The 21,148-nt window shown below is 63.6% G+C and carries 18 protein-coding genes and 2 pseudogenes; 15 read left to right on the top strand and 5 right to left on the bottom strand.

Annotated features, from left to right (window positions below):
* The first annotated feature begins 1,305 nt into the window (after nucleotides 1–1,305).
* The 3 genes from QM732_RS03205 to QM732_RS03195 all read left to right on the top strand — a co-directional run bounded on the left by QM732_RS03205 (nucleotide 1,306) and on the right by QM732_RS03195 (nucleotide 4,778).
* Nucleotides 1,306–2,304: a glycoside hydrolase family 43 protein gene (locus tag QM732_RS03205; RefSeq protein ID WP_415654759.1), complete on the top strand. Its 999-nt coding sequence runs from the start codon at nucleotides 1,306–1,308 to the stop codon at nucleotides 2,302–2,304.
* A gap of 115 nt (nucleotides 2,305–2,419) precedes the next feature.
* Nucleotides 2,420–4,042, top strand: coding sequence for an alpha-L-fucosidase (locus QM732_RS03200; protein ID WP_415654758.1), 1,623 nt, complete (start codon nucleotides 2,420–2,422; stop codon nucleotides 4,040–4,042).
* A gap of 322 nt (nucleotides 4,043–4,364) precedes the next feature.
* Entirely contained in the window at nucleotides 4,365–4,778 is a 414-nt protein-coding gene (locus QM732_RS03195) for a transposase (RefSeq protein ID WP_415654757.1), read from the top strand.
* Between the two features lie 316 nt (nucleotides 4,779–5,094).
* Here the strand turns inward: QM732_RS03195 and QM732_RS03190 are convergent, their stop codons facing one another.
* The 3 genes and pseudogenes from QM732_RS03190 to QM732_RS03180 all read right to left on the bottom strand — a co-directional run.
* Entirely contained in the window at nucleotides 5,095–5,775 is a 681-nt protein-coding gene (locus QM732_RS03190) for a GMC family oxidoreductase (RefSeq protein WP_415654756.1), read from the bottom strand.
* A 276-nt stretch (nucleotides 5,776–6,051) separates the two neighbouring features.
* Entirely contained in the window at nucleotides 6,052–6,351 is a 300-nt protein-coding gene (locus tag QM732_RS03185; protein ID WP_415659331.1) for a c-type cytochrome, read from the bottom strand.
* 57 nt (nucleotides 6,352–6,408) lie between these two features.
* A pseudogene (locus tag QM732_RS03180) lies at nucleotides 6,409–6,690 on the bottom strand (c-type cytochrome); the annotation flags it as partial.
* 212 nt (nucleotides 6,691–6,902) lie between these two features.
* On the opposite strand from QM732_RS03180, the gene QM732_RS03175 reads away from it, so the two are divergent.
* Genes QM732_RS03175 through QM732_RS03165 form a run of 3 tightly spaced genes read left to right on the top strand, consistent with a single transcriptional unit; the run spans nucleotide 6,903 to nucleotide 10,455 of the window.
* The gene (locus QM732_RS03175; protein ID WP_415654755.1) at nucleotides 6,903–8,081 is read left to right on the top strand and encodes a cytochrome-c peroxidase; all 1,179 of its coding nucleotides are present in this window, start codon (nucleotides 6,903–6,905) and stop codon (nucleotides 8,079–8,081) included.
* A gap of 50 nt (nucleotides 8,082–8,131) precedes the next feature.
* Complete coding sequence (locus QM732_RS03170; RefSeq protein WP_415654754.1) at nucleotides 8,132–9,049, top strand: tetratricopeptide repeat protein; 918 nt, start codon at nucleotides 8,132–8,134, stop codon at nucleotides 9,047–9,049.
* A gap of 23 nt (nucleotides 9,050–9,072) precedes the next feature.
* Nucleotides 9,073–10,455, top strand: coding sequence for a parallel beta-helix domain-containing protein (locus QM732_RS03165; RefSeq protein WP_415654753.1), 1,383 nt, complete (start codon nucleotides 9,073–9,075; stop codon nucleotides 10,453–10,455).
* Here QM732_RS03165 and QM732_RS03160 read toward each other — a convergent pair.
* Entirely contained in the window at nucleotides 10,452–11,531 is a 1,080-nt protein-coding gene (locus QM732_RS03160; RefSeq protein WP_415654752.1) for an AraC family transcriptional regulator, read from the bottom strand. The genes QM732_RS03165 and QM732_RS03160 overlap by 4 nt on opposite strands.
* Nucleotides 11,532–11,689: 158 nt before the next feature.
* On the opposite strand from QM732_RS03160, the gene QM732_RS03155 reads away from it, so the two are divergent.
* The 3 genes from QM732_RS03155 to QM732_RS03145 are packed head-to-tail and all read left to right on the top strand — an operon-like array spanning nucleotide 11,690 to nucleotide 14,468.
* Nucleotides 11,690–12,121, top strand: a complete 432-nt coding sequence (locus QM732_RS03155; protein WP_415654751.1) for a DUF2147 domain-containing protein — start codon at nucleotides 11,690–11,692, stop codon at nucleotides 12,119–12,121.
* A gap of 32 nt (nucleotides 12,122–12,153) precedes the next feature.
* Nucleotides 12,154–13,029: a TorF family putative porin gene (locus tag QM732_RS03150; protein ID WP_415654750.1), complete on the top strand. Its 876-nt coding sequence runs from the start codon at nucleotides 12,154–12,156 to the stop codon at nucleotides 13,027–13,029.
* Nucleotides 13,030–13,034: 5 nt separating this feature from the next.
* Nucleotides 13,035–14,468, top strand: a complete 1,434-nt coding sequence (locus QM732_RS03145; protein WP_415654749.1) for an aldehyde dehydrogenase family protein — start codon at nucleotides 13,035–13,037, stop codon at nucleotides 14,466–14,468.
* Between the two features lie 212 nt (nucleotides 14,469–14,680).
* On the opposite strand, the gene QM732_RS03140 is transcribed toward QM732_RS03145, so the two are convergent.
* Nucleotides 14,681–15,358, bottom strand: coding sequence for a Crp/Fnr family transcriptional regulator (locus tag QM732_RS03140; protein WP_415654748.1), 678 nt, complete (start codon nucleotides 15,356–15,358; stop codon nucleotides 14,681–14,683).
* A gap of 149 nt (nucleotides 15,359–15,507) precedes the next feature.
* Here QM732_RS03140 and tnpA point away from each other — a divergent pair, with 149 nt between their 5' ends.
* From tnpA to QM732_RS03110, 6 genes and pseudogenes are all read left to right on the top strand, one after another.
* A complete protein-coding gene (gene tnpA, locus QM732_RS03135) occupies nucleotides 15,508–15,900 on the top strand; it encodes an IS66-like element accessory protein TnpA (RefSeq protein ID WP_415654747.1) in 393 nt (130 codons plus the stop codon).
* Nucleotides 15,897–16,244 carry an IS66 family insertion sequence element accessory protein TnpB gene (gene tnpB, locus QM732_RS03130; RefSeq protein ID WP_415654746.1) on the top strand — a complete coding sequence of 116 codons (348 nt, stop codon included), beginning with the start codon at nucleotides 15,897–15,899 and terminating at the stop codon, nucleotides 16,242–16,244. The genes tnpA and tnpB overlap by 4 nt, the downstream gene beginning before the upstream one ends.
* A 62-nt stretch (nucleotides 16,245–16,306) precedes the next feature.
* Nucleotides 16,307–17,878 (top strand): IS66 family transposase, encoded by a 1,572-nt coding sequence (gene tnpC, locus QM732_RS03125; RefSeq protein ID WP_415654745.1) that lies wholly within the window; start codon nucleotides 16,307–16,309, stop codon nucleotides 17,876–17,878.
* Nucleotides 17,875–18,393, top strand: coding sequence for a hypothetical protein (locus tag QM732_RS03120; protein ID WP_415654744.1), 519 nt, complete (start codon nucleotides 17,875–17,877; stop codon nucleotides 18,391–18,393). The genes tnpC and QM732_RS03120 overlap by 4 nt, the downstream gene beginning before the upstream one ends.
* Before the next feature lie 240 nt (nucleotides 18,394–18,633).
* On the top strand, nucleotides 18,634–20,349 hold the full coding sequence (locus tag QM732_RS03115) for a long-chain-fatty-acid--CoA ligase (RefSeq protein ID WP_415654743.1): 1,716 nt from the start codon (nucleotides 18,634–18,636) through the stop codon (nucleotides 20,347–20,349).
* A 31-nt stretch (nucleotides 20,350–20,380) separates the two neighbouring features.
* Nucleotides 20,381–21,142: pseudogene (locus tag QM732_RS03110) on the top strand (wax ester/triacylglycerol synthase domain-containing protein); the annotation flags it as partial.
* Between the last annotated feature and the right edge of the window lie 6 nt (nucleotides 21,143–21,148).

The raw sequence follows: 21,148 nt of genomic DNA, 5'->3' as shown, positions 1-21,148 counted from the left end.
GCATATGAGGTTGGCGAAGAAGTGCTCGTCTCTTGTCTCTCATGCCTTCTCTTCCTTGAATGACCGGACGCAAAGCCATGAACAGGCAGGCTCCTTTGCTCATGCCAGCGCTCCACTGCGGCCCGGTCGCTTGACTACCTCAAACGCTGTGTCAGTGGTCACGTCTGGGCCACCTGATTTGCTCTCAACACCGATCAATACTGTTATCGATCCCAATCGTACCCAAGAAGAACGGGGATGCAGTCAGTGGACAGGGGAGGGTCATCCCCACCCTTTCGGCCACGAGGCTGCCCGCAACCGGGGTATCGGCCAGCATCCGGCCTTTACCGAGCTGAGCGAGCCCGAGACACCTCGACACGAAGTGGCCCCCTATGGCGCCTCTCAAGGCTACTGATCCAGGACCTACAGGTCCTACGCTCCCGCCATCGAATGGTCAGCTTCGCGGAAGGCTCAGTGCCGCTTTTCCCGTACAGAAGTACGACGAGAGGAGACTAGGGAGACCCCGGTGAGGACAACAGAAGCAAGCTCTGATACGCTGCCCATTGTTATCGATCACCAAATCCCACCATGCCCGACGAGCATAGCGGAGCAGCGATTACTGCCTCCCGATCAGCCGGCAAAGACCGTTGCGCATAGGCAGGAGACCACGGCGCCAGCTAACGAAGCAGCCACCAACGACTCATCTGACGGCGTCGACACCCCAGAAACTGGACCCACTCCGCCCGGACATACGGCACCGTGGACATTTTCGCGCAATCCGTTGTGGTCGCGATGCGTGGCGTCATATTCCACCCTCGTCATGTGATGAACGCCCCGCCTGGGTGGTTGCACAACTGTGGCTTCTTCTTAGCCGCCTTCTCGGCGGCCTACATCGACATCGTCGGCACCGCTCGCCGCCATAAGCCTTACCGCGTATTGCAGTTGTGGGTAATCCGCAGCGCAACACCAGAGACTGGACAAGCGCGGTTCAAGCGGCGAATGGTCAAGCGCCTCAAGCCCCCCCCGTTTAGCTCTTCGCTCAGCGCAGCAGCGCGGCAAGGTTTTGATTCATCTTCAAACCGTATACCTGCCAGAAAATACGCGATACCTAGTGACTGCATTGCAACCCTAAACTTCTGAGGGTGCGCATTCATCTTGCTTGAACCGTTCGGCCGCGTTCGCAAGCTCACAAACACGAGACTGGGCGGATGAAAATGTTTAAAACATCAGCGCATAGGTCTAGCATGCCTACAATCCAGGCAACGCCACATCTCTGCCGATGACAGCCATCCGTCGTACGACTTTCCACATGCTTGAATACACCTCGTGAGCCGCAACACTTTTCTATATATAGCAGTGCTCTTCGGCATATTCATTACTGGGTGCACAACACTCAAACATGATGATGACGCCACCAGATCCTCCTATTTGTTCGTTCATTTTGTGAAGAACGGTGCAGATGGGCTGCATTTAGCAGTAAGCAATGATGGGTATCGATGGGAGAAGGTCAACAGCGGACGAACAGTACTGGTTCCGAAGGTAGGCAAAGAGCGTCTCATACGAGACCCAAATATCATACTTGGCAAGGACGGAACCTTCCACATGGTATGGACGACCGGTTGGAATGCATCAGGAATCGGTTACTCGTCATCAAGAGACTTGCTTAACTGGACAGATCAGCGAGAAATCCCTGTTATGGCACACGAACCAAATGTCCTGAACGCGTGGGCGCCTGAAATCATCTTTGACGAGAAAGCCGATGAATTCCTGATTCACTGGGCATCAACGGTGCCAGGAAAATTTGAAAACACCGCCGGCACATCAGAAAAAAACTACAATCATCGGATTTACTCGACGACGACCAAGGATTTTCAACATTTCGGCAAGACAAGACTATTCTATGACCCCGGATTTTCGGTGATCGACGCAACCCTCCTTAGGTTCAACGGCAGACAGTACTGGTTCGCAAAAGATGAGACTGTTAACCCGCCAAAAAAGTACCTGCAGTTTGCGGAGGTTGACAGCATCCAGGGCGCAATCGGCAGACTAGGCAAACCGATGACACCAGGTGGCTTGTGGGTGGAAGGGCCGACTGCAATACAAATCGGCGAGTACGCGGTAGTGTATTTTGATGCCTACCAACGACAGTTCTACGGCGCACTCCGCTCAAAGGATTTAATCAATTGGGAAGACGTGACCTCCCAAATCAGCTTACCCGATGAAGGCACGCCGCTTCGAGTTCGCCATGGCACGATTATCACGATTCCGCGCGAATTAGCAGGTAGGTTACGCAATTCACAGATTAACCTCGGCGTGCCGCCGTGACGCTTGGCGCATCGAAACGCCACTCGGTTTCGAACCGTAGTCATACGTATCTCCAGATCTGGAGATAACACAAACGACACACTGTGCCGACAAAAACTTTTTGCTGAGGCATTTCATGAAACGACGTCATCTTCTCCAACAGCTCGGCAGCCTCGCGTCGCTGAGCGCCGCAGGCAGCTTGCATGCCGCCACCGCCCAGCCTACCCAAGGTGCCGGCTTCAAACCCAGCTGGGACTCGCTTGCCAGCTACCAGACGCCGGACTGGTTCCGCGATGCCAAGTTCGGCATCTGGGCGCACTGGGGGCCGCAGTGCCAGCCCGAGATGGGCGATTGGTACGCGCGCGAGATGTACATCGAGGGCAGCGCCAAGTACCGTCACCACGTGGCCACCTACGGCCATCCGTCGGTCTACGGCTTCAAGGAGGTCATTCGCGACTGGAAGGCCGAGCGCTGGGAGCCTGAGGAGCTGCTGTCGCTCTACAAGCGGGCCGGCGCGCGCTACTTCATGGCGATGGCCAACCACCATGACAACTTCGACCTGTACGCCAGCCGCCGCCATGCGTGGAACTCGACGCGCATCGGCCCGAAGCAGGACATCATCAAGCGCTGGGCCGGCGCCGCGCGCGCGCAGGGCCTGCCGCTGGGTGTGAGCGTGCATGCCGCGCATGCCTGGACCTGGTACGAACCGGCCCAGCTCGCCGACAAGACCGGCGCCAAGGCCGGCGTGCCCTACGACGGCCGGCTGCGCAAGGCCGACGGCCGCGGCCAGTGGTGGGAGGGGCTGGACCCGCAGGAGCTTTACGCGCAGGACCACCCGCTCAGCACCCACGCCGACGACCCCAAGGCCATCCACAAGCAGTGGGACTGGGGCGAAGGCGCCAGCAAGCCCAGCGAGGCCTACATCCGCAACTTCCTGGCCCGCACGCTGGACCTGCTGGACCAGCACCGCCCCGAGCTGGTCTATTTCGACGACACCGCGCTGCCGTTGTGGCCGATCAGCACCGTGGGCCTGGACATCGCCGCCCACCTCTACAACCAGCACCTCGACGCGTCTGGCCGAACCCAGGCCGTGCTGTTCGGCAAGATCCTGGACGAGCAGCAGCGCCGCACCATGGTGTGGGACATCGAGCGCGGCCAGAGCGACAGGATCGAGCCCCTGCCCTGGCAGACCTGCACCTGCCTGGGTGCCTGGCACTACGACCGGCGCGTACTGGAGCGCAAGGGCTACAAGTCCGCCGAGACGGTGATCCGCATGCTGATCGACGTGGTCAGCAAGAACGGCAACCTGCTGCTGAACGTGCCGGTCAAGGGCGATGGCCGTATCGACGACGTGGAGCGCCGGGTGGTCGAGGAGATCGGCGTCTGGATGCAGCGCCACGGCGAGAGCATCTACGGCACGCGTCCCTGGCGTGTGTTCGGCGAAGGCCCGTCGCTGGACAAGCAGGCACCGCTGACGGCCCAGGGTTTCAACGAAGGCAAGGGCGCGGCCTTCGGCGCCGCGGACTTCCGCTTCACCGCGCGCGGCGATGTCGTCTACGCCAGCGGCTTCGTGGCATCGGAGGGTGGCAAGGCGCTGATCCGCAGCCTGGCGCGCGGCCAGCACCGGCCGGTGCAGCGCGTGGACCTGGTCGGCGGCGCCGAGGCGCTACGCTTCCAGCAGCGCGACGACGGCCTGGAGGTGCGGCTGCCCGCCGACGGCATCGCCACGCTGCCGGCCTACGTGCTGCGGATCGCCTGAAACGCGCGAAATCCCAGGGCCTTGAAGTGAGTTTGCCAGTTAGGCGTGCTAGGTTGGTAGATGTGCACCTAGTTGGTTGGCTCAGATTCCGCGAATTGAATGCAGCGGCGGTGACTAACTCGTCGGTCCTGCCAAACCCCGCGAACCCGCATGAACGCGGGCTTTGCAGGTCTGACCTGCCGCCAGGTCGAACGCCAGGTTCGCGTTGCGATGACACGCGGTTCCTAGGAGTGTGGAGGCCATCGCCAATGGTCACCGACGACTTCTTCTGCGTGCGACTTGAGCAGATGATCGACATGAGCTGACAGTGCTGGCCACGCGCATGCCGCGGGCACAAATCGAGGCGTCTCTGGCACCGCTGTTCGCTTACAAGGATCGCGCTGGCCGCCTGGTCGAGGACGCCGACCTGTTCGGCCCGACGCGGTCGGTGGCCGGTGCAGGCATGAGCAAGCGCGACTGCCAGCGCCTGCCGATCCGACTGATGCTGGCGCCGCTGTACTTGATGCACGCCTACGGCGAGAGGGACGAGTCCATGGTCGAGCGCTGGGCCCAGGGTGTGTCCTTCCAGTTCTTCAGCGGGCAGGTGTACTTCGAGCCGCAGCTGCCCTGCGACGCTACGAAGATTGGGCGCTTCCGTCACATGACTGGCGAAGCAGGCGTCGAGCAATTGATCAAGACGACCATCAAGGCAGCCATGGACATGATGGCGATCAGCCAGCGGAGTTCGAGCGCGTGATCGTGGACGGCGTCGTTCAGGAGAAGGCCATCGCGCCCCCGACCGACAGCCGGGTGCCGGGTGCCGGGTGCCGGGTGCCGGGTGCCGGGTGCCGGAGGTGACACGCGAGAATATTGCGCAACTAGCGCAGCGTGCGGGCCTCAATCTCTAGTTGACACATGCCCGTGAGGGCCAGGTGCTGCGCCGGCGGGCGGCCGCCTATGCCAACGCCAAGCAGATCAAGCGCCTCAAGCGCGTACTGCGCCGCCAGTGCACGATCCTGGGGGCGTTGCTGCGCGATGAGCAGCGCAAGATGGCAGCAGAGCGTTCTGCGACTTCAGCCGTACTCGGCCAACGTCTGCAGCGATCCGCTGCAGTGCACGCTGAGGCACGGAAACAGCCGGGCGTTGAACGGTCCAGGTGGCGTTGGAGAGATTTGCATACGAGATGTTGGTGCACCAGGTGGTGGGGTACATGGTCTACCCATGCGCCCGTGAGGGGCGTTCGGCGTCCGCGTCAGCCCCTGCTGCTCGCAGGCCTGCAGGAACGCTTGCGTGGATGGAAACGGGTTGCGCAGAAAGCTCACTGTCAGCGGCCCGCCGATGCCATGGTACTCATTGGCGCCGAAACACTCGCTGTTTTCGGCCTTCTTGAAGTAGGGCAGCACGCTGGCGTAGTCCCAGCCCAGATCAGCCAGAGCAGCCCAACCATCGAAGTCAGTGCGATGCCCGCGGCGATACACCATGGCGTTGATGGCACTGCTACCGCCCAGTACGTGGCCACGCGGTTGGTAGCCACGCCGGCCGTTCAATTGCAACTGCGGCACGGTGCCATAGGTCACCACGTGCCGACCGAGTGCCGCGCTGACGGCGAATCCCATCGGAGCGCGGATCAGCGCGCTGTCATCGGGGCCGCCGGTCTCAAGCAGCGCCACGCTCACGTCCGGGTCTTCGCTCAGGCGGCTGGCTACAGCGCATCCAGCCGAGCCAGCCCCGATCACCACGTAGTCGAACTCCATGCTCGCCTTCTCTAGATCTGTCCTATCGCTCGGCTGGACCGATTGGGCGGTCCGGCGGCTTTCATCGTGCCCTGAACAATGAGCCGGCGACGCCCGAGCCGTGAGGGTAGCGCCCGGCAAGAACGTACCTACCAGAGACCTCCTACCGCTGGCCCCGTTGCCTGCAGAGCCCGTCAGTCTCGCTCACTCCAAATGAGTTTGCTCTGGGCTGAATGTCGGCGACGATTACCCGGCATTGCGGATCCGTGTAGAGGCCTTCAATGCTCTTGCGCGTGCTCAACGGGTTCGGTGAGGCTGACTCAGCGACGTGGCCGCACCCTGCGCGGCAATGAACGCCACGACGGCGTTTACGGCCTCCTCGTCCGGCAGTGCTTCGACCGCGACTTGCCGCATCTGCTGACCCAGACGGTCCTCTACATGGTTGCCCCGAGTGCCGTTCCGATATGACTGCAGCTGGGCCGTGAGGTACCACGCTGGAAGCTGATTCAGTCGCGGCGCTTGCAGCGCCGTGTTGCCTTCGGCCTGACTGCCATGGCAGGCCACGCAGATCGCGAAATACGACTTGCCGAGGTTCATGGTTGCTGAAGTCGGTTGGCTCGTCGATGGCACTGCAGCAGCCCTCAAACCGGCAATGTACTTGGCCACCACAGCTGCGTCAGCGTCGGTAGACAGCGACTGCGCGATGGCCCTCATCGTTGCCCCGGCCCCTGCATCGCCACGCCGTCCGGCACGAAAGTTCTGCAGCTGGCGCCGGAGATAGTCCTCGTCTTGCCCGGCCAGGCGCGGCGCCTGCAGCGCCTGGTTGCCGGCGCCGTTGGTCCCATGGCAGGCCACGCAGCGGGCCTTGAACAGGGCAGCTCCGTCGGAAGCAAAGGCACCAGACCATGAAACGGCGAAAGCTGCTGCAATGGTCATCCTTCTGAGAGTCGATTTCACCTAAGGGGCTCCTTCCACGCACTGGTCATTGCACGGCAGCAGCTTACTGAGCCGACATTCCTTGGCTTTGACAACAAGCGCCAGTGCATTGACAGCTGATATTCCTTCGGGTTCCTCCGGATGAGTGCTGTCAAGGGCTTGGCGCGAAGTGCCAATACCCGAAGAGGGTGCGTGTCTACATTGCGTCCGTCATGAACGCAAGAAGCACCGCTCTGCATTGCCTTGCCCTCTGGGCGAGTCTGGCTTTGGCCGGGACGGCTTCGACGCGCGCTGTCGAGCTGTCGACGCAGTGCCCACCCAGCTTCGAGCGTTTGGTCGACGGCACTTGCGCGCTACGTACCCTTTACGACACCTATGCGCGCATAGACGGACACGGCGGCGCGCGTACAGCGCTGCCGCCAGTGCGCCAGGGCTTCACGCCAGGCCAGATCGATCTCGGCCGTCATCTCTTCTTTGATCGCTTGCTGTCGGCCGACGGGCGTAGTTCGTGCGCCAGTTGTCACCAACCCTCGCGCGGTCTGAGTGACGGCCGTGCCACGGCCTCGGGTTTCGGCGGTGCCGCGCTCACGAGGCGAACTCCCACGCTCTGGAATGTCGGATTCGCTGATCGGCTGTTTTGGGATGGCCGTGCCACCACCTTGGAAGCTCAGGCAGAAGGCCCGCTGTTCAGCGCCAACGAGATGGGCAACACCCACGAAGGCCTGTTGGCTCGGATGAACGCTAGCGCCGAATACCGGCGCCTCTTCGCGCAGGCCTTTGGTCGAGCCGCTGAGGCTCCCATCGCGCTCCCCGAGATCGAGACTTCACTGGCTGCTTTTCAAAGCACGTTGATCTCGCTGAACAGCCGCTACGACCGCTACGTCCACGGTGACGCGTCGGCGATGAGCCCGCAGGAGGTTCGGGGCCTGAACGTGTTCCGCGGCTTTGTTGCCCGTTGCACGCAGTGCCATACCCCGCCGCTATTCACCAATTTCCAATTGGCCGTTATTGGTTCCCCACCGAGCCCCGGACATATCGTCGATGTGGGGGCGGGCGCCTTCAGCGAGGACCCGTTGCTGCGCGGTGCCTTCAAGGTACCGACGCTGCGTAACGTCACACGTACAGGTCCGCGCTACTTCCATGCCGGCCAGTTGAAAAGCCTGGATGAGGCGGTCTCCTTCTACAACGCACGCCGGGGCCACGCGCTGCCTGCGGGTGAGCGACAGGCCATCCACTGGCACGTGCACATGCTCAAGCCCCAGCTCGATCCGGCGGACGTGAAGGCGATCGTGGCCTTCCTCGGCGCGCTCGAGGATGAATCGATGCTTCCCGCTGTGCCGACAACTGTGCCGTCCGGCATGCCCGTCATCTTTCCAGGAGATCGAAAATGAAACGTCCCGCCCTGCTTCGGTGGCTGGTCAGCGCCGCCATCGCAGCTGCCGTGCCAGCCGTCGCCGCCCCCCCGTCCATCACCGCCGGCTGCCACCAGCCGAAAACGCCGGAAGCGTTCGAGGCTGCGTTCACGGAGGCCACGGTCCAGCGCCACAGCCTGCCACAGCTGACCTGTGCTGCAGCGCTGAGCTACGCCGTGGCAAGCCGCAAGCCGGCCGACGTAGACATGCAGATGCTGGCACTGGATGCGCACATCAACCTGCTCGAGCAGATCCAAATGCAGCTCGATACTCAGACCTATCAAGGGGGCGACGCTTTCGTCGACCTGAAGGCACGCTGGGCGCTGGGCATCCAGCAGGGCAAAGTCCTGTCAGGTCGACTTGCAAAGTCGGCCCAAGCCGTGCCGTCGATTGCCGGCTTGCGCATCGCGTTCGACTTGGTGTCCGTGTCGTCCTCTTTGGTGCAGCCAGATGTGGCTTACCGGCAGGCCGCGGGTGCATTCAAACCACTGGCGGCCTTGCTTGAGAAGAACCCCAAGCTGCTGGACGGCGTGGGCGAAATGATGTTGGGGCGGCTGTACTACCAACTACCCGAGACCGCGGGCGGGGATATGGATCAGGCAGCGGTGCACCTGGGACGCGCCCTGGCAGTGAATCGCAAGAGCATCGTCTTCCAACGCTGGTACGCAGAGTCGTTGGTGGCATTGGGCCGCAAAGCTGAAGCGCTCGAAGTCCTGGCCAAGATGTTGCCGCTTCAGCCCGAAGCCATTGAGCGTCAGTCGTTTGCCGACGAGTTGCGCGCCGGCACCGGCCTGGCGCAGCGTGCAGGTGATGACGCGATGTCTGAACGATTGGCTGAAAAGCGGGCGGTGCTACTCAAGGAGTTTCCGGAGCTGAAGACACGGCAACCTCCCGCGATCTCTGGCCACGGCGGCGTCGATCCGCTGACCGGCAAGTCCAACGATTGAATCACCATCTCGAGGCACCGCCCATGCACACCACACTCACCTTGCGCGCTCTGGCAAGTCTCACCCTTCCCCTCACTCTATCGGCTCAGGCTGCGGTCCTGACCGTCCAACCTGGCACCAGCGTTCAGGCGGCCGTGATCCAGGCCAAACCCGGCGACACGATCCGTGTCATGCCCGGCGTCTACCGTGAAACCGTATTCATTGACAAGGAGAACATCACGCTTCAGGGCGTGGTGGTCAACGGGCAGTGGCCCGTGATGGATGGCGGCGGCAAGCTCAATGACGGCATCCTGGCGTCAGGCCATAGGGTCACGATCCAGAAGTTATGGGTCAAGGGCTACAAGGGCAATGGGATCATGACCCAAGGCGCCAACAACTACAAGATTCTCGACAACTACGTCGACGGTGGTTTCTACGGCATCTTCCCGCAGTTCGGCAAGAACGGCCTCATCGCTCGAAACCGCATCACCCGTGTCGAAGATGCGGGTATCTACGTGGGCATGTCCGACAATGCCGACATCATCGCCAACGAGGCTTGGGGCAACGTGATCGGCATCGAGGCCGAGAACAGCCGCGATGTATTGATCGAGGGCAATTACACCCACGACAACGCCTCCGGGATGACGATTACGCTTATCCCCGGCCTGCCGGTGAAGGACGCGGCTCGCACCTGGGTGCGCAACAACTTCATCATCAACAACAACGGCAAGAACTTCGCGCCGCCAAGTTCAGCCGCTGCCAACACGCCCTCGGGCACAGGTGTGGTTCTGGTGGCCGTGAAGGACACCGCGTTGGAAGGCAACATCATCACCGGCAACCGCTCCACCGCCGTGTTGACCACAGACCACGCCACCTTCGGCATGGCCAACGACCCCAAAGTTGATCCGTTCCCCGCCAATCTCGCCATTCTTGACAACCACTTCGCCGACAACGGCAACAAGCCGGCACCAGGATTCAACGACTTGCTCAAAGCTGCCGGCGTCAGGCGCGCCGATCTGGTGGCTACCGGCAAGGAGCGGGACAGCTGCATCACCTATCCGGAATCGATCACCTCGATCGGTACCAAGCGTTGGAAAACCTGTGAGCCTGGTCGCACAACTTCCGCCATCAAGACGGCGATGCTGCCTGAGCCGGTACAGAGCCCGGCGCTCACCTTGGAACAGAAGGGGCGCCTGACCTATCTGGCGGTTTGCACCGGCTGCCATGCCTACAACACGCAACTGCATGGGCCCTCCATGCTGGCGGTCAAGGCGCTGTACCAGGGCAACCCGGAGGGGCTGGCGAAGTTCGCCGCAAACCCGACGCGCAAGCGCAAGGACTTCGCTGAAATGCCCAATCAGGACTACCTGGGCGCTGACGTCCTCAAAGCGGTGGCGAACTACATCCTCAACGACCTGAAGAACTAGGTCTCTCCCGGGATTAGCTGCCGCCGGTACTCCAGCGGCGTCTGATTGAACCAGCGACGGAATGCTCTATGAAACGCAGTGAGGTCCGAGTAGCCGAGAAGGAAGGCAGCGTCGGTGAGGCTGAGGCGCCGATCGCCAAGATACTGCGCGGCCAGCTCACGGCGAGTGTGGTCAACCAGCTCGCCGAACTGAAGCCCTTCCTCGGCGAGGCGGCGTTGGAGAGTCCGTGTGGGCATTGCCAGCTTGCGAGCCACATCATCGATGGTGGCGTGCCCGTTGCCGAGGCCGCCGGTGATCAGGCGCCGCGCCTGAGCTGCGAACGTCTTCGGCACGTTGTGGCGCGTCAGGCACTCATCGGCATACCGGGTCAGTATCTGATGGAGCGCCGGGTCGGCACTGTGAATCGGGGTTTCCAGAAAAGCCGCCGGAAAGCGCATCCCGTCGAAGGACTCCCCAAAGTGGACCGGACAGCGGAAGAAACGGCGCAGCTCCTGCTCTGCTTCGGAGGGGGGCGCGGGATGCTCGAAATGCACGCTGCTCGGCGCCCAATATGGCTGCCCTGTCTGGGATCGCCATTGGTTGATCCCCAGCGCCAACGTAGCCTCTGCATCGTGGCGATGCCGCGTGACATGCGCATCGTTGACCACATACCGCAACAACGCGATATCGCCTTCGACCTCCAACTCGAACGTGGCTCCATCCTGATGCAGCGCCATGTAGCGGGCCGCAAGAGCAAGCTGGCTCCGCACGTCAGACGAAGCCTGCACGGCGTAACCCAACACCCCCGCGACCTGAAAAGATTGTGCAGTTCCGAGGTGCAAGCCCAGGCAGTCATCTCCCGTCAACGCCGCCGCCGCGTCCAACACCTGCACGAATTGTCGGAAGGTGATGCGGTGCTCGGGATCTTGCAGGAGCCCTTCGTCGATGCCGACGTGGCGAAGCAGCACTTCGAAGTCGGCGCCTGCGGCGAAAACCAGTGCGGCAAGTCCAAAGAGCGCTGCTACTCGGACGGTAGTGTGGGGGATAGGCGCAAGCAAAGTGGAGCCCTGCAAATGCACTTGAATAGTGCGGTTCACACGGGAATGCGCCGCAGCCAAATTGTAGGAACACGGCGAAAAACGCCGATCAGGGTGAGTCCTTATACGGGGGAGGCATTCCTTCGCGACTCATCAGTCTCGCGCCTACAGCAAGTGGGTGACTTCAAGCGTTCGTAATGACCTCCAGGAGGGGCACCATGTTCAGACCTCGATACGCCGCCGCGTTGGCGGTACTTATTTCCGTGATCTACGTCCCGGCGATTGCCGCCAGTCCTGATGACGCCAAGGGACTTTGGCTCACAGCAGAGAAGGACGGTGTACTGGAGTTCAAGGCCTGTGAGGCCAGGCCAAGCGCCTTGTGCGGCACGATCGTCTGGGATAAAGACGCTGGCGGGCCGAAGGACAACTGCGGCCTGCAAGTCGCGCAACTGGATCGGTACGAGAACGAAGCATGGCGCGATGGCTGGCTGTTCGACCCGCGCGACAACAAGAAATACAAGGGCGTACTACGCGTCAAACAGGGCGTTCTGCATCTTCGAGCCTTCGTCGGTGCCGAGATCCTTGGGCAGACCGAGCAAATGACGCGTGTGGCTGATCTACCGACATCGCCGCAGTGCAAGAAGCCATGACCTCACCAACCCAACGCAACCCAGGAGACACCATGAAATCTGTTCTCAACTTCAGCATGCTGGTGATGGTCGCGCTCACAGTGGGAGCGCCTGTCAGGGCCGCCGACACTGCCAGCTATGCGCTGGACGCCGAGGTCAAGTTGCAGACCGACATCCGCAACCGCGGCATCTCTGATTCTTTGAGGGGGCCGGGCGCTCGCCTGACGGCGCAGGTGGCGCATGAGAGCGGGATAGTCGGCTACTTGGAGTTCGCCACGGTGAGCAAGAAGCAGTTCCTCTCCGGCAACGGCTACAGCGCGGCGTTGGGGCTGGGTTATCGTTTTGGCGACCCAGACGCGTGGCACTTTGGTGTTGGTGCCGCGACGGAACTGTTCCCTGGTGCCAGCTTCGAGGCCCCGCACGCCATAGACATGGAGGCGGGCGTGCCAGCCGACGTCCGCCGCACCAAGTTCGACAGTAGGTTTGCAGTCCTGGAGGCGGGCTACGGCGCACTTGACGCCCGCGTGCTGTACGTGACTTCAAAGTCGTACCGCGGCATCGATACTGGAGGCATTTGCGGCACGCTGATTCAACTCAACCCGGATCCGACCGTCGGTCTGGCGTGTTTTGCGCGGGGTGATCGCGGTTCCCGCGGCACTGTTTTGACCGACGTGAACTACAAGCTGGCGCTCAACCCGAGCACGTCGCTGAACGTGCATGCAGGCTATCAACGGGTTCCGAATTTTCGAGAGGCCAATTTCACGGATTGGTCGGTCGGCGTCGTGCACAAACACTGGGGTATGGAGTTCACGGCCGAATGGCTGGCTACCCATACCAGGGCCCGAGAGCTCTACCTCGTCCAGGACGGAGACCGGCTGCGTGCGACAGATAACGCGATCCTGGTTGCGAGTGTCTCGAGAAAGTTCTGAGCAGTATGCCCAGGCTCCAAGCTCCAGATACACCTGCCGAAGCCATCGATGCACTGTTCGAGCAGCAGGCCGGCAGAGTGCAGGCTCTGCGAAGCTCGTCGGCATCCGAGCGTCGAGCGCGACTCTCGCGGCTGCTTGATGGACTGCTGGCGCGACGCGAAGCTCTGCTGGCGGCTTTCGCGCACGATCTGCGCAAGCCGGCAGTTGAGGCTGAACTGACTGAGTTGGTGCCTGTGGTCGACGACATACGCCATGCACAGAGGCACCTGAAGCGCTGGATGCGGCAGCAGCGCGTGGCCCCCACGCTCATGACTCTGGGGACCAGGGCACGCATCGTCTATCAGCCGCGGGGGCGGTGCCTGATCATCGGGCCATGGAACTACCCGCTTTCCACGCTGCTAGGCCCTCTGGTGTCGGCGGTTGCGGCTGGCAACACCGCGATCCTGAAGCCGTCGGAGTTCACGCCGACTGTCAACGCCGTGATCGCCGAGCTGGTGGCTGAGGTATTCAATCCGCAAGACGTGGTACTCGTGCAGGGGGGGGTAGCGACGGCTCAACACCTTTTGTCGTTGCCGTTCGATCATGTGTTCTTCACCGGGTCGCCAGCGGTAGGCCGCGCCGTGATGGCGGCGGCAGCGAAGCATTTGGCCTCAGTGACGTTGGAACTGGGTGGAAAGTCACCCGTGATTATCGACGCCAGTGCGAATTTGAAGGACGCCGCTGAGCACCTGATGTGGGGCAAGTTCGTCAACGCTGGACAGACTTGCATTGCGCCGGACCATGTCTACGTGCACAGGGACGTGAAAGACCGGTTCGTGAGCTTGTGCTGCGCGGTGCTGACTGAGCGGTTTGGCAGCGACCCATCCGCCAGTCCGGACCTTGGGCGCATGATCCACAGCCGTCACGCCAAACGTGTGGCTGACTTACTGGACGACGCCGTCGATCGAGGCTCGCAGGTGATGGCTGGAGGTGCACACGATGCCGACAGCCGTTGGATCGCCCCCACGCTTTTGTGTGATGTACCGGATGACGCGAGGCTCAGTAGTGAGGAAATCTTCGGCCCCGTGTTGCCGGTGATGGGCTTTGGTCGTTTGGACGAGGTCATCGCCCGGATCAACGCTGCCCCCAAACCCTTGGCGCTATACCTTTGGTCTCGCGATAGCAGCGTGACCGAGCGGGTTCGTGTTGAGACCAGTTCAGGAAGTCTGTGCGTCAACCTGTGCCTGCTGCAGTACGCGCATAGCAACCTGCCGTTCGGCGGGGTAAACAATTCCGGCATCGGCAATGCGCATGGCTTTTATGGGTTTAGGGCGTTCTCTCACGAACGCTCTGTACTTAATGCTGGGCCGTGGTCGGCGCTCAAGCTGATGTTCCCGCCATACACGGCTGGAAAGGGAAGACTAAGCCGGCTCCTGTTGGCGCTAGTTCGGCGAACTTAGGTCAGTGGTGCTGATCCAGCCTCATGCCCATGGTGCGCATCAGGCGTTGGATGGCCGGCCGCCGTTCCCCAACGAGACGATGCAGCGCATCCACTGCCTGCAGCTGTGCTGAATCCTGAGCTATCCGGCCATCGAAGAGGAGTGGCACGAGCGCCCGCTGTACCGACGCCTTGCCAGGCTGGAGGGCGCGGCAACCCGCCGTCTTCTAGGAATTACTGTCTCGGAATTCCCGAGCAGGTCAAGGTGGGCGCCACAAGCGGATCCAGCATGCCATCACAAGCCAGACGCAGTAGCGCGGAGTCCAGCACCTCGATCGCGCCGTAGCGCAGCCGGACCGCTCCACCGCTTTCCAGTTCCCGCAAGGACCTGTTCACGCTGGACCGGCCGTTGCCCAGCATGCGGGCCAACTGGTCCTGAGACCACAGTACTGAGCGCACCGGGTTGTCCTGGCGCCAACCCCAGCCGTGAAAGGCCAGCCACAGGCGCCGCGCGATGCGCTGCGTCAGCGGTCGGCGCATTTCTTCGTCCATCACCTTGTAGGCGGTGCGCAGCTTGCCCACCGCCAACAGCGCGATGTCTCGCCAATGCCGTGGATGGCCTTCCAGCCAAGCCAGCAAGGGCTCGCGCGGCACACTGAAGACTTGCGAGGGCACGTCTGCCACTGCGTCGTGTGAGCGTGGCAGCCCATCCGTGAACGAGAGCTCGCCGAACCAGTGAAAGGGCGTGAGCACCACCAGCACCGGCATCTGGCCTTCAGCGTCGACCGACTGCACGGTCAGCGAGCCCGACATCACGCAGAACAGCCCGCCCCCTGGTTCGCCCTGGGCGAACAGGCGCTCACTCGGCGCCAGGCTGCGGTGGCGGCCGTGGGCCAGCAGAGCGTCCTGCATGGCCCTGTCGCAGTTTCGGAACCACTTGTCCCCCTGCATCCAGGTGCGGAGGGACGCGGCGTTGGGCGTATCAACCATCGGGAGAGAAAGTAAGCGTGGCCTCAAGGCCCTCTTGAAGCCGTAATGGGGCCAGGCCAGCATGTGTCCATATGCAGAACAATGGACACACCCCTGAGTGGTCAGGCCCGATGGTCGAGCGGGTCATGCGCAATGGCAAACGGCTGTACACCTCGGCGTTCAAGGCTTGGCTGGTCGAACAGGCCAACAAGCCTGGCGTATCGGTGGCTGCACTGGCGTTGCGGCACGGCGTCAATGCCAATCAGTTGCGGCACTGGATGAAGCTGGGGCACTGGCAGTCCGGCGCACCTGTGTTGCTGCCGGTGACGATCGTGTCCGAGGCCGCAACTACCCAAGCGCCGCCCGAGTCGGTGTCGCGCGCCACCGGGACGCTCGAGATTGAGATCAGCGGAGCCATCCTTCGCGTGCAAGGCCAAGTGGACTCAGCACAGCTGCGCCTGGTGCTGGGCATGCTGCGCGCATGATTGGCCTGCCGGCAAACACGCGGGTGTGGCTCGTGGCGGGCCACACCGACATGCGCAAGGGCTTCGACGGCCTGGCCGCCGTGGTCCAGACGGCGCTGGCCGAGAACCCCTTCGACGGCCACGTGTTCGTCTTCCGCGGTCGGCGCGGCGACATCGTCAAGGTGCTGTGGTTCGACGGCCAGGGCTTGATGCTGCTGGCCAAGCGCCTGGAGCGCGGCCGCTTCGTCTGGCCCCAGGCCGTCGATGGCCGCGTGGCCCTGAGCGCCGCACAACTGTCGATGCTGCTCGAAGGCATCGATTGGCGCATGCCGATGCGCACGAGCTCACCTCAACTGGCTGCATAGCCGATGCCTTCTCGGGAGTGATCCCGATGCCAACACGCTGAGCCCGTTGCACACTGAGGTTCGTGCCGCAGGACATCGACCCGATCAGCCAACTGCCCGACGACGCGCAACTGCTCAAGCAGCAACTGCGCGCCAGCGCCAACGAGGTGCAACGACTCAAGCTGATGGTCGACAAGCTCAAGCTGCAACTGGCGCGACGCGTGCGTGCGGAGTTCGGAGTCTCCAGCGAGCGCTTCGATCTCCAGGCCAGCCTCATCGAGCCGATCGCGCTGGAGCAGCTCCCGGTGCGCAAGACCACGGTGCCAGCCGCCAACGCGGGCAGCATCGACCGCAGCCTGCCAGACCACCTGCCTCGCGAACAGCGCGAAGTTCGCCCCGCCACCAGCCCGGCGCATCACGACGTCGCGGGCCAGTCCTGTGGCTGCACCGCCTGCGGTGGCCGGCTGCGCAGCATTGGCGCCGACGTCTCGGAGTACCTGGAGTACGTGCCGGCGCGCTTCAAGGTCATCCGCACCGTGAGGCCCAAGTTGGCGTGCACGCAGTGCGAGGCCATCTTTCAGGCCTGTGCACCGAGCCGGCCGATTGCGCGAGGCCTCGCCGGCCCGGCGCTGCTGGCCCATGTGACGGTGTCCAAATACTGCGATCACGCGCCCCTGCACCGCCAGAGCCGCATCTACGCCCGCGAGGGCGTCGAGATCGACCCCAGCACGATGGCCGGCTGGGTGGAGCAGGTCCACTCCTTGTTCGATCCCCTCGTTGCCGCGCTGGGCCGGCACGTGCTGCACGCGGCCAAGGTGCACGCCGACGACACGCCGGTCAAGGTGCTGGCGCCTGGCGAAGGCAAGACACGCACCGGCAGGCTGTGGGTTTATGTGCGCGACGACCGGCCCGCGGGCGACAGCGCGCCGCCGGCCGTCTGGTTCCGCTACTCGGCCGACCGCAAGGGCGAACACCCGCAGCGCCACCTGCGCGACTTCCGCGGCATCCTGCAGGCCGATGCCTACGGCGGCTGGAATGCCCTCTATGACGGCGGCCACGTGGTCGAAGCGGCCTGCTGGGCTCACGCGCGGCGACCGTGGTGGGATCTGTATGAGCAGTGCCGTGACGACACGGGCCTTGCGGCGCAGGCGCTGCGCCACATCCAGGCACTCTACGCGGTGGAGGCTGACCTCCGAGGTCATGCCCCGGAGGTACGACGCCAGCAGCGGCAGGCGCGGGCCGGCCCCCTGCTCGAGACGTTCCATCGCTGGCTGCAGGGGATGCTGACTCAGGTGTCGACGAAGTCGGAGTTGGCCAAGGCGGCCCGCTACAGCCTGGCGCGCTGGAGGGCGTTGACGCGCGACGTGGACGACGGTCGCATCGAGATCGACAACTCGGCTGCCGAGCGCGCGCTGCGCGGCGTGGCGCTCGGGCGCGGCAACTACCTGTTCATGGGCTCGAACGCGGGCGGCGAGCGGGCGGCGTCGATGTACAGCCTGATTGAGACCGCCAAGCTCAACGGACTCGACCCCGAGGCCTATCTGCGCGAGGTGCTGCAGCGCATCGCCGACCATCCGGTGAACCGCATCGACGAGTTGCTGCCCTGGAACATCGACAGCCCGCGCACCGGCGCAGAAGTGCGCGCGGCGGCATGAGCGGGCCGAGCATCGATCCACGCCTGCTTGATGTCCTTCACCAGGCCAGCAGCCTGGAGCTGTTCCAGCTCAGCACACTGATCGAGCGACTGCTGGCCGACCCGCGACGCATCATCGCGGTCCGCAAGGACATGCACTTGGGCCAGACCGTGCGCTTCCTCGACTGGCGCGACGGCAGTCTGCGTGAAGGCAAGGTCGTGGCCCTGCGCGACACCCAGGTCACGTTGCAGGACCTGCGCGAGCGTCGCGAGTGGAAGCTGCCCTATGCGGCCATCGAGCCGCCGGCGCCCAACGCGGCAGCGCGGCAAGCCGACGCCGCACCAGCGCCCGCAGCACCTCGACCGACGCGCAACGACTTCCGCTGCGGCGAGAAGGTCGCCTTCGAGGACAAGTACCTCAACACCGTGGTGGGCACCATCGTGCGCATCAACGAGCGCACCGCCAGCATCGATCCGGGCGACGGCACCAAGTGGCGCGTGGGCTTTGGGCTGCTGCGCCACGTGCTAGACATCTGAGCTACCGCGCTTCCGTCAAGAGGGCCGTCAGGCCACGCTTACGAGAGAAACAAAGTGCGGAACATAGATTGAGCGTTCGTGATCGCGATGGTCATCTGCGCTCCGCGGCCTCGACCTCGGGGTTAGCCCGGATGGTTGTGTGGAACAAGTGTCCTGCGCCAGACAATCTGGCTCGATGCTCGCCCCTATGCTGATCGGGTCCTCGCTCCCCCGTGGCTGCAACGGCCACAAGACCGCGCCATGAACGACGCACCCGCCTTGTCCCACCGATGGCCCCGCCACTACCCGCCCGGCATGCGGTGGGATGCGCCGCTGCCCGCTACGCCGGCGGATGGACTGCTGCGCGACGCCGTGCGCCGTTGGCCGGATCGACCGGCGCTCGACTTCATGGGCGAGGTCATCGACTACCGCCATTTTGGCCATCTGGTTGATCGACTGGCAGCGGGCCTGCAGCAATTCGGCGTGGGCCCAGGCGTGCACGTCGGGCTGTACCTGCCAAATACACCGCACTACGCGATCGCGTTTTTCGCCGTACTGACCGCCGGTGGCACGGTGGTCAACTACTTGCCGCTGGACGCTGAGCGGGTGCTGGCGCACAAGGTGGAGGACAGCCGCACCGACATTCTCTTCACGCTGGACCTGACCACGCTGTACCCGCAGATGAGCCGCCTGCTGGGTGCGTCGCGGCTGAAGAAGCTGGTGGTAGGCAGCATGAGTGACCTCGGCGCGACACGCGAAGCCACGCGGGCCCAGTTGAGCAAGGCTGGGCAGCTGGCTGCCGTGCCGGCCGACGAGCGCCACGTGAGCTTCATGGGCCTGCTTGACAACGCCGCGGCGCTGGTGACGCACCCGATCGCGAACCCGGCGGATGCCTTGGCCGTGCTGCAGTACACCGGCGGTACCACCGGCCTGGCCAAGGGGGCGATGCTCACGCACGCCAACCTCTCCGCGGTGGCCGAGCAATTCTTCATCACCACGCAGGGCACGCCGCCGGTGCTGGCCGAAGGCCAGGAGCGCATGCTGGTGGTGCTGCCGCTGTTCCACATCTATGCACTCAGCGTCTGCCTGCTGCTGGGGGTGCGCATCGGAGCGCAGATGGTGTTGCACGTGCGCTTCGACGTGGACGCGGTCATGGCCGACCTGCAGGACAAACGCATCAGCGTCTTCCCCGGCGTGCCAACGATGTACTCGGCGGTGGCCCAGCACCCCAAGGCCAGTCAGATGGACTTGCACTCGTTGAAGTACTGCGGCTCCGGCGGAGCGCCGCTGCCCGTCGAGGTGGCGCAGCGCTTCCAGGCCCTGACCGGCTGCCCCCTCAACGAGGGCTGGGGCATGACCGAAACCGCGCCCGCCGGCACCTTCACGCCGGTGCATGGGCTGCGAAAGGCCGGATCGTGCGGCATGCCGGTGCCCGGCGTGACACTGTCGCTGCGCGCCCTGGACGACTCCGCGCGCGAAGTGCCCATGGGTGAGCCGGGGGAGTTGTGCATTACCGGCCCGAACGTGACGAAGGGCTACTGGAATGCGCCCGAGGCCAACCGGTCGGCCTTCACAGCCGATGGCTTCTTTCGCAGCGGCGACGTCGCGCGCATGGACGAAGACGGCTACTTCAGCATCGTCGACCGCACCAAGGACATGCTGCTGTGCGGCGGCTTCAACGTCTACCCGCGCGTTATCGAGGAAGCCCTCTATGAGCACCCTGCGGTCCTGGAAGCCTGCGTCATCGGCATCCCCGACGAATACCGTGGCCAGTCGCCCAAGGCCTTCGTGGCCCTGAAGCCGGGCGCCGCGGTGTTCACGCTGAAGGAACTGCAGGCCTTCCTGGCCGGGCGTATCGGCAAGCACGAGATGGTGCAGGCATTGGAGATCCGCGACAGCCTGCCCAAGACGCCCGTCGGCAAGCTGTCCAAGAGGGACCTGGTCGACCAGGAAGCGGCCGCGCGCAACGCGCAGTGACCGGCACCGCGGGCCACACAAGGAGACGCACATGAACCACCTGAGCGGAATGGATGCTTCCTTCCTGCACCTGGAGACACCTGAAATGCCCATGCACGTGGGCAGCCTGCTGGTGATGGACCTGCCCGAGGGCCACACCGGTGACTTCTACGAAGGAGTCAAGCGGCACGTGGCCAAGCGCCTGCATCTGGCGCGGGTGTTCCAGCGCAAGCTGGCCCTGATGCCCTTCGAGTTGAGCAACCCGGTGTGGGTGGACGACGAGGACGTGGACATCGACCACCACGTGCGCCACATCATCGTGCCGCGCCCCGGCACACGTGAGCAACTGGAACGCCTGGTGGGCCGCCTGCACTCGCCGCTGCTGGACCGCAGCCGGCCGCTGTGGGAGATGGTTGTGATCGAAGGCCTGGCCAGCGGCCAGGTGGCCGTCTACACCAAGGTGCATCACGCCGCTGTGGACAGCCAGGCTGGCGTGGCTCTGGCCACGGCTCTGCTGGACCTGACGGCCACGCCGCGGGTGGTGAAGCCGCCGCGCCCGCGCCGCCAGACCCACCGCTAACAGCTGGGCATGGCTGAACTGGCCGGTGCCGCCCTCAGCAACACGGTGCGCCAGTCCGTGAAGCTGGTGCAGGCCTTGCCGACCATGCTGCGGGCGGCGCGCAGCGTGCTGCTGCCGTTGGATGAAAGCACCGGCAAGCGCCGGCTGTCGCTGCCCAAGGGGCTATCGTTGGCGCCGCGCACGCCGCTGAACGTGAGCATCACCAACCAGCGCTCGTTTGCCACCCGCGCCTTGCCGTTG

This window comes from Roseateles sp. (assembly GCF_047654805.1).
Taxonomy (GTDB): Bacteria; Pseudomonadota; Gammaproteobacteria; order Burkholderiales; family Burkholderiaceae_C; genus Pelomonas.
Note: the sequence above shows the minus strand (reverse complement) of the source record. Positions and strands in the feature narration are given on the sequence as shown.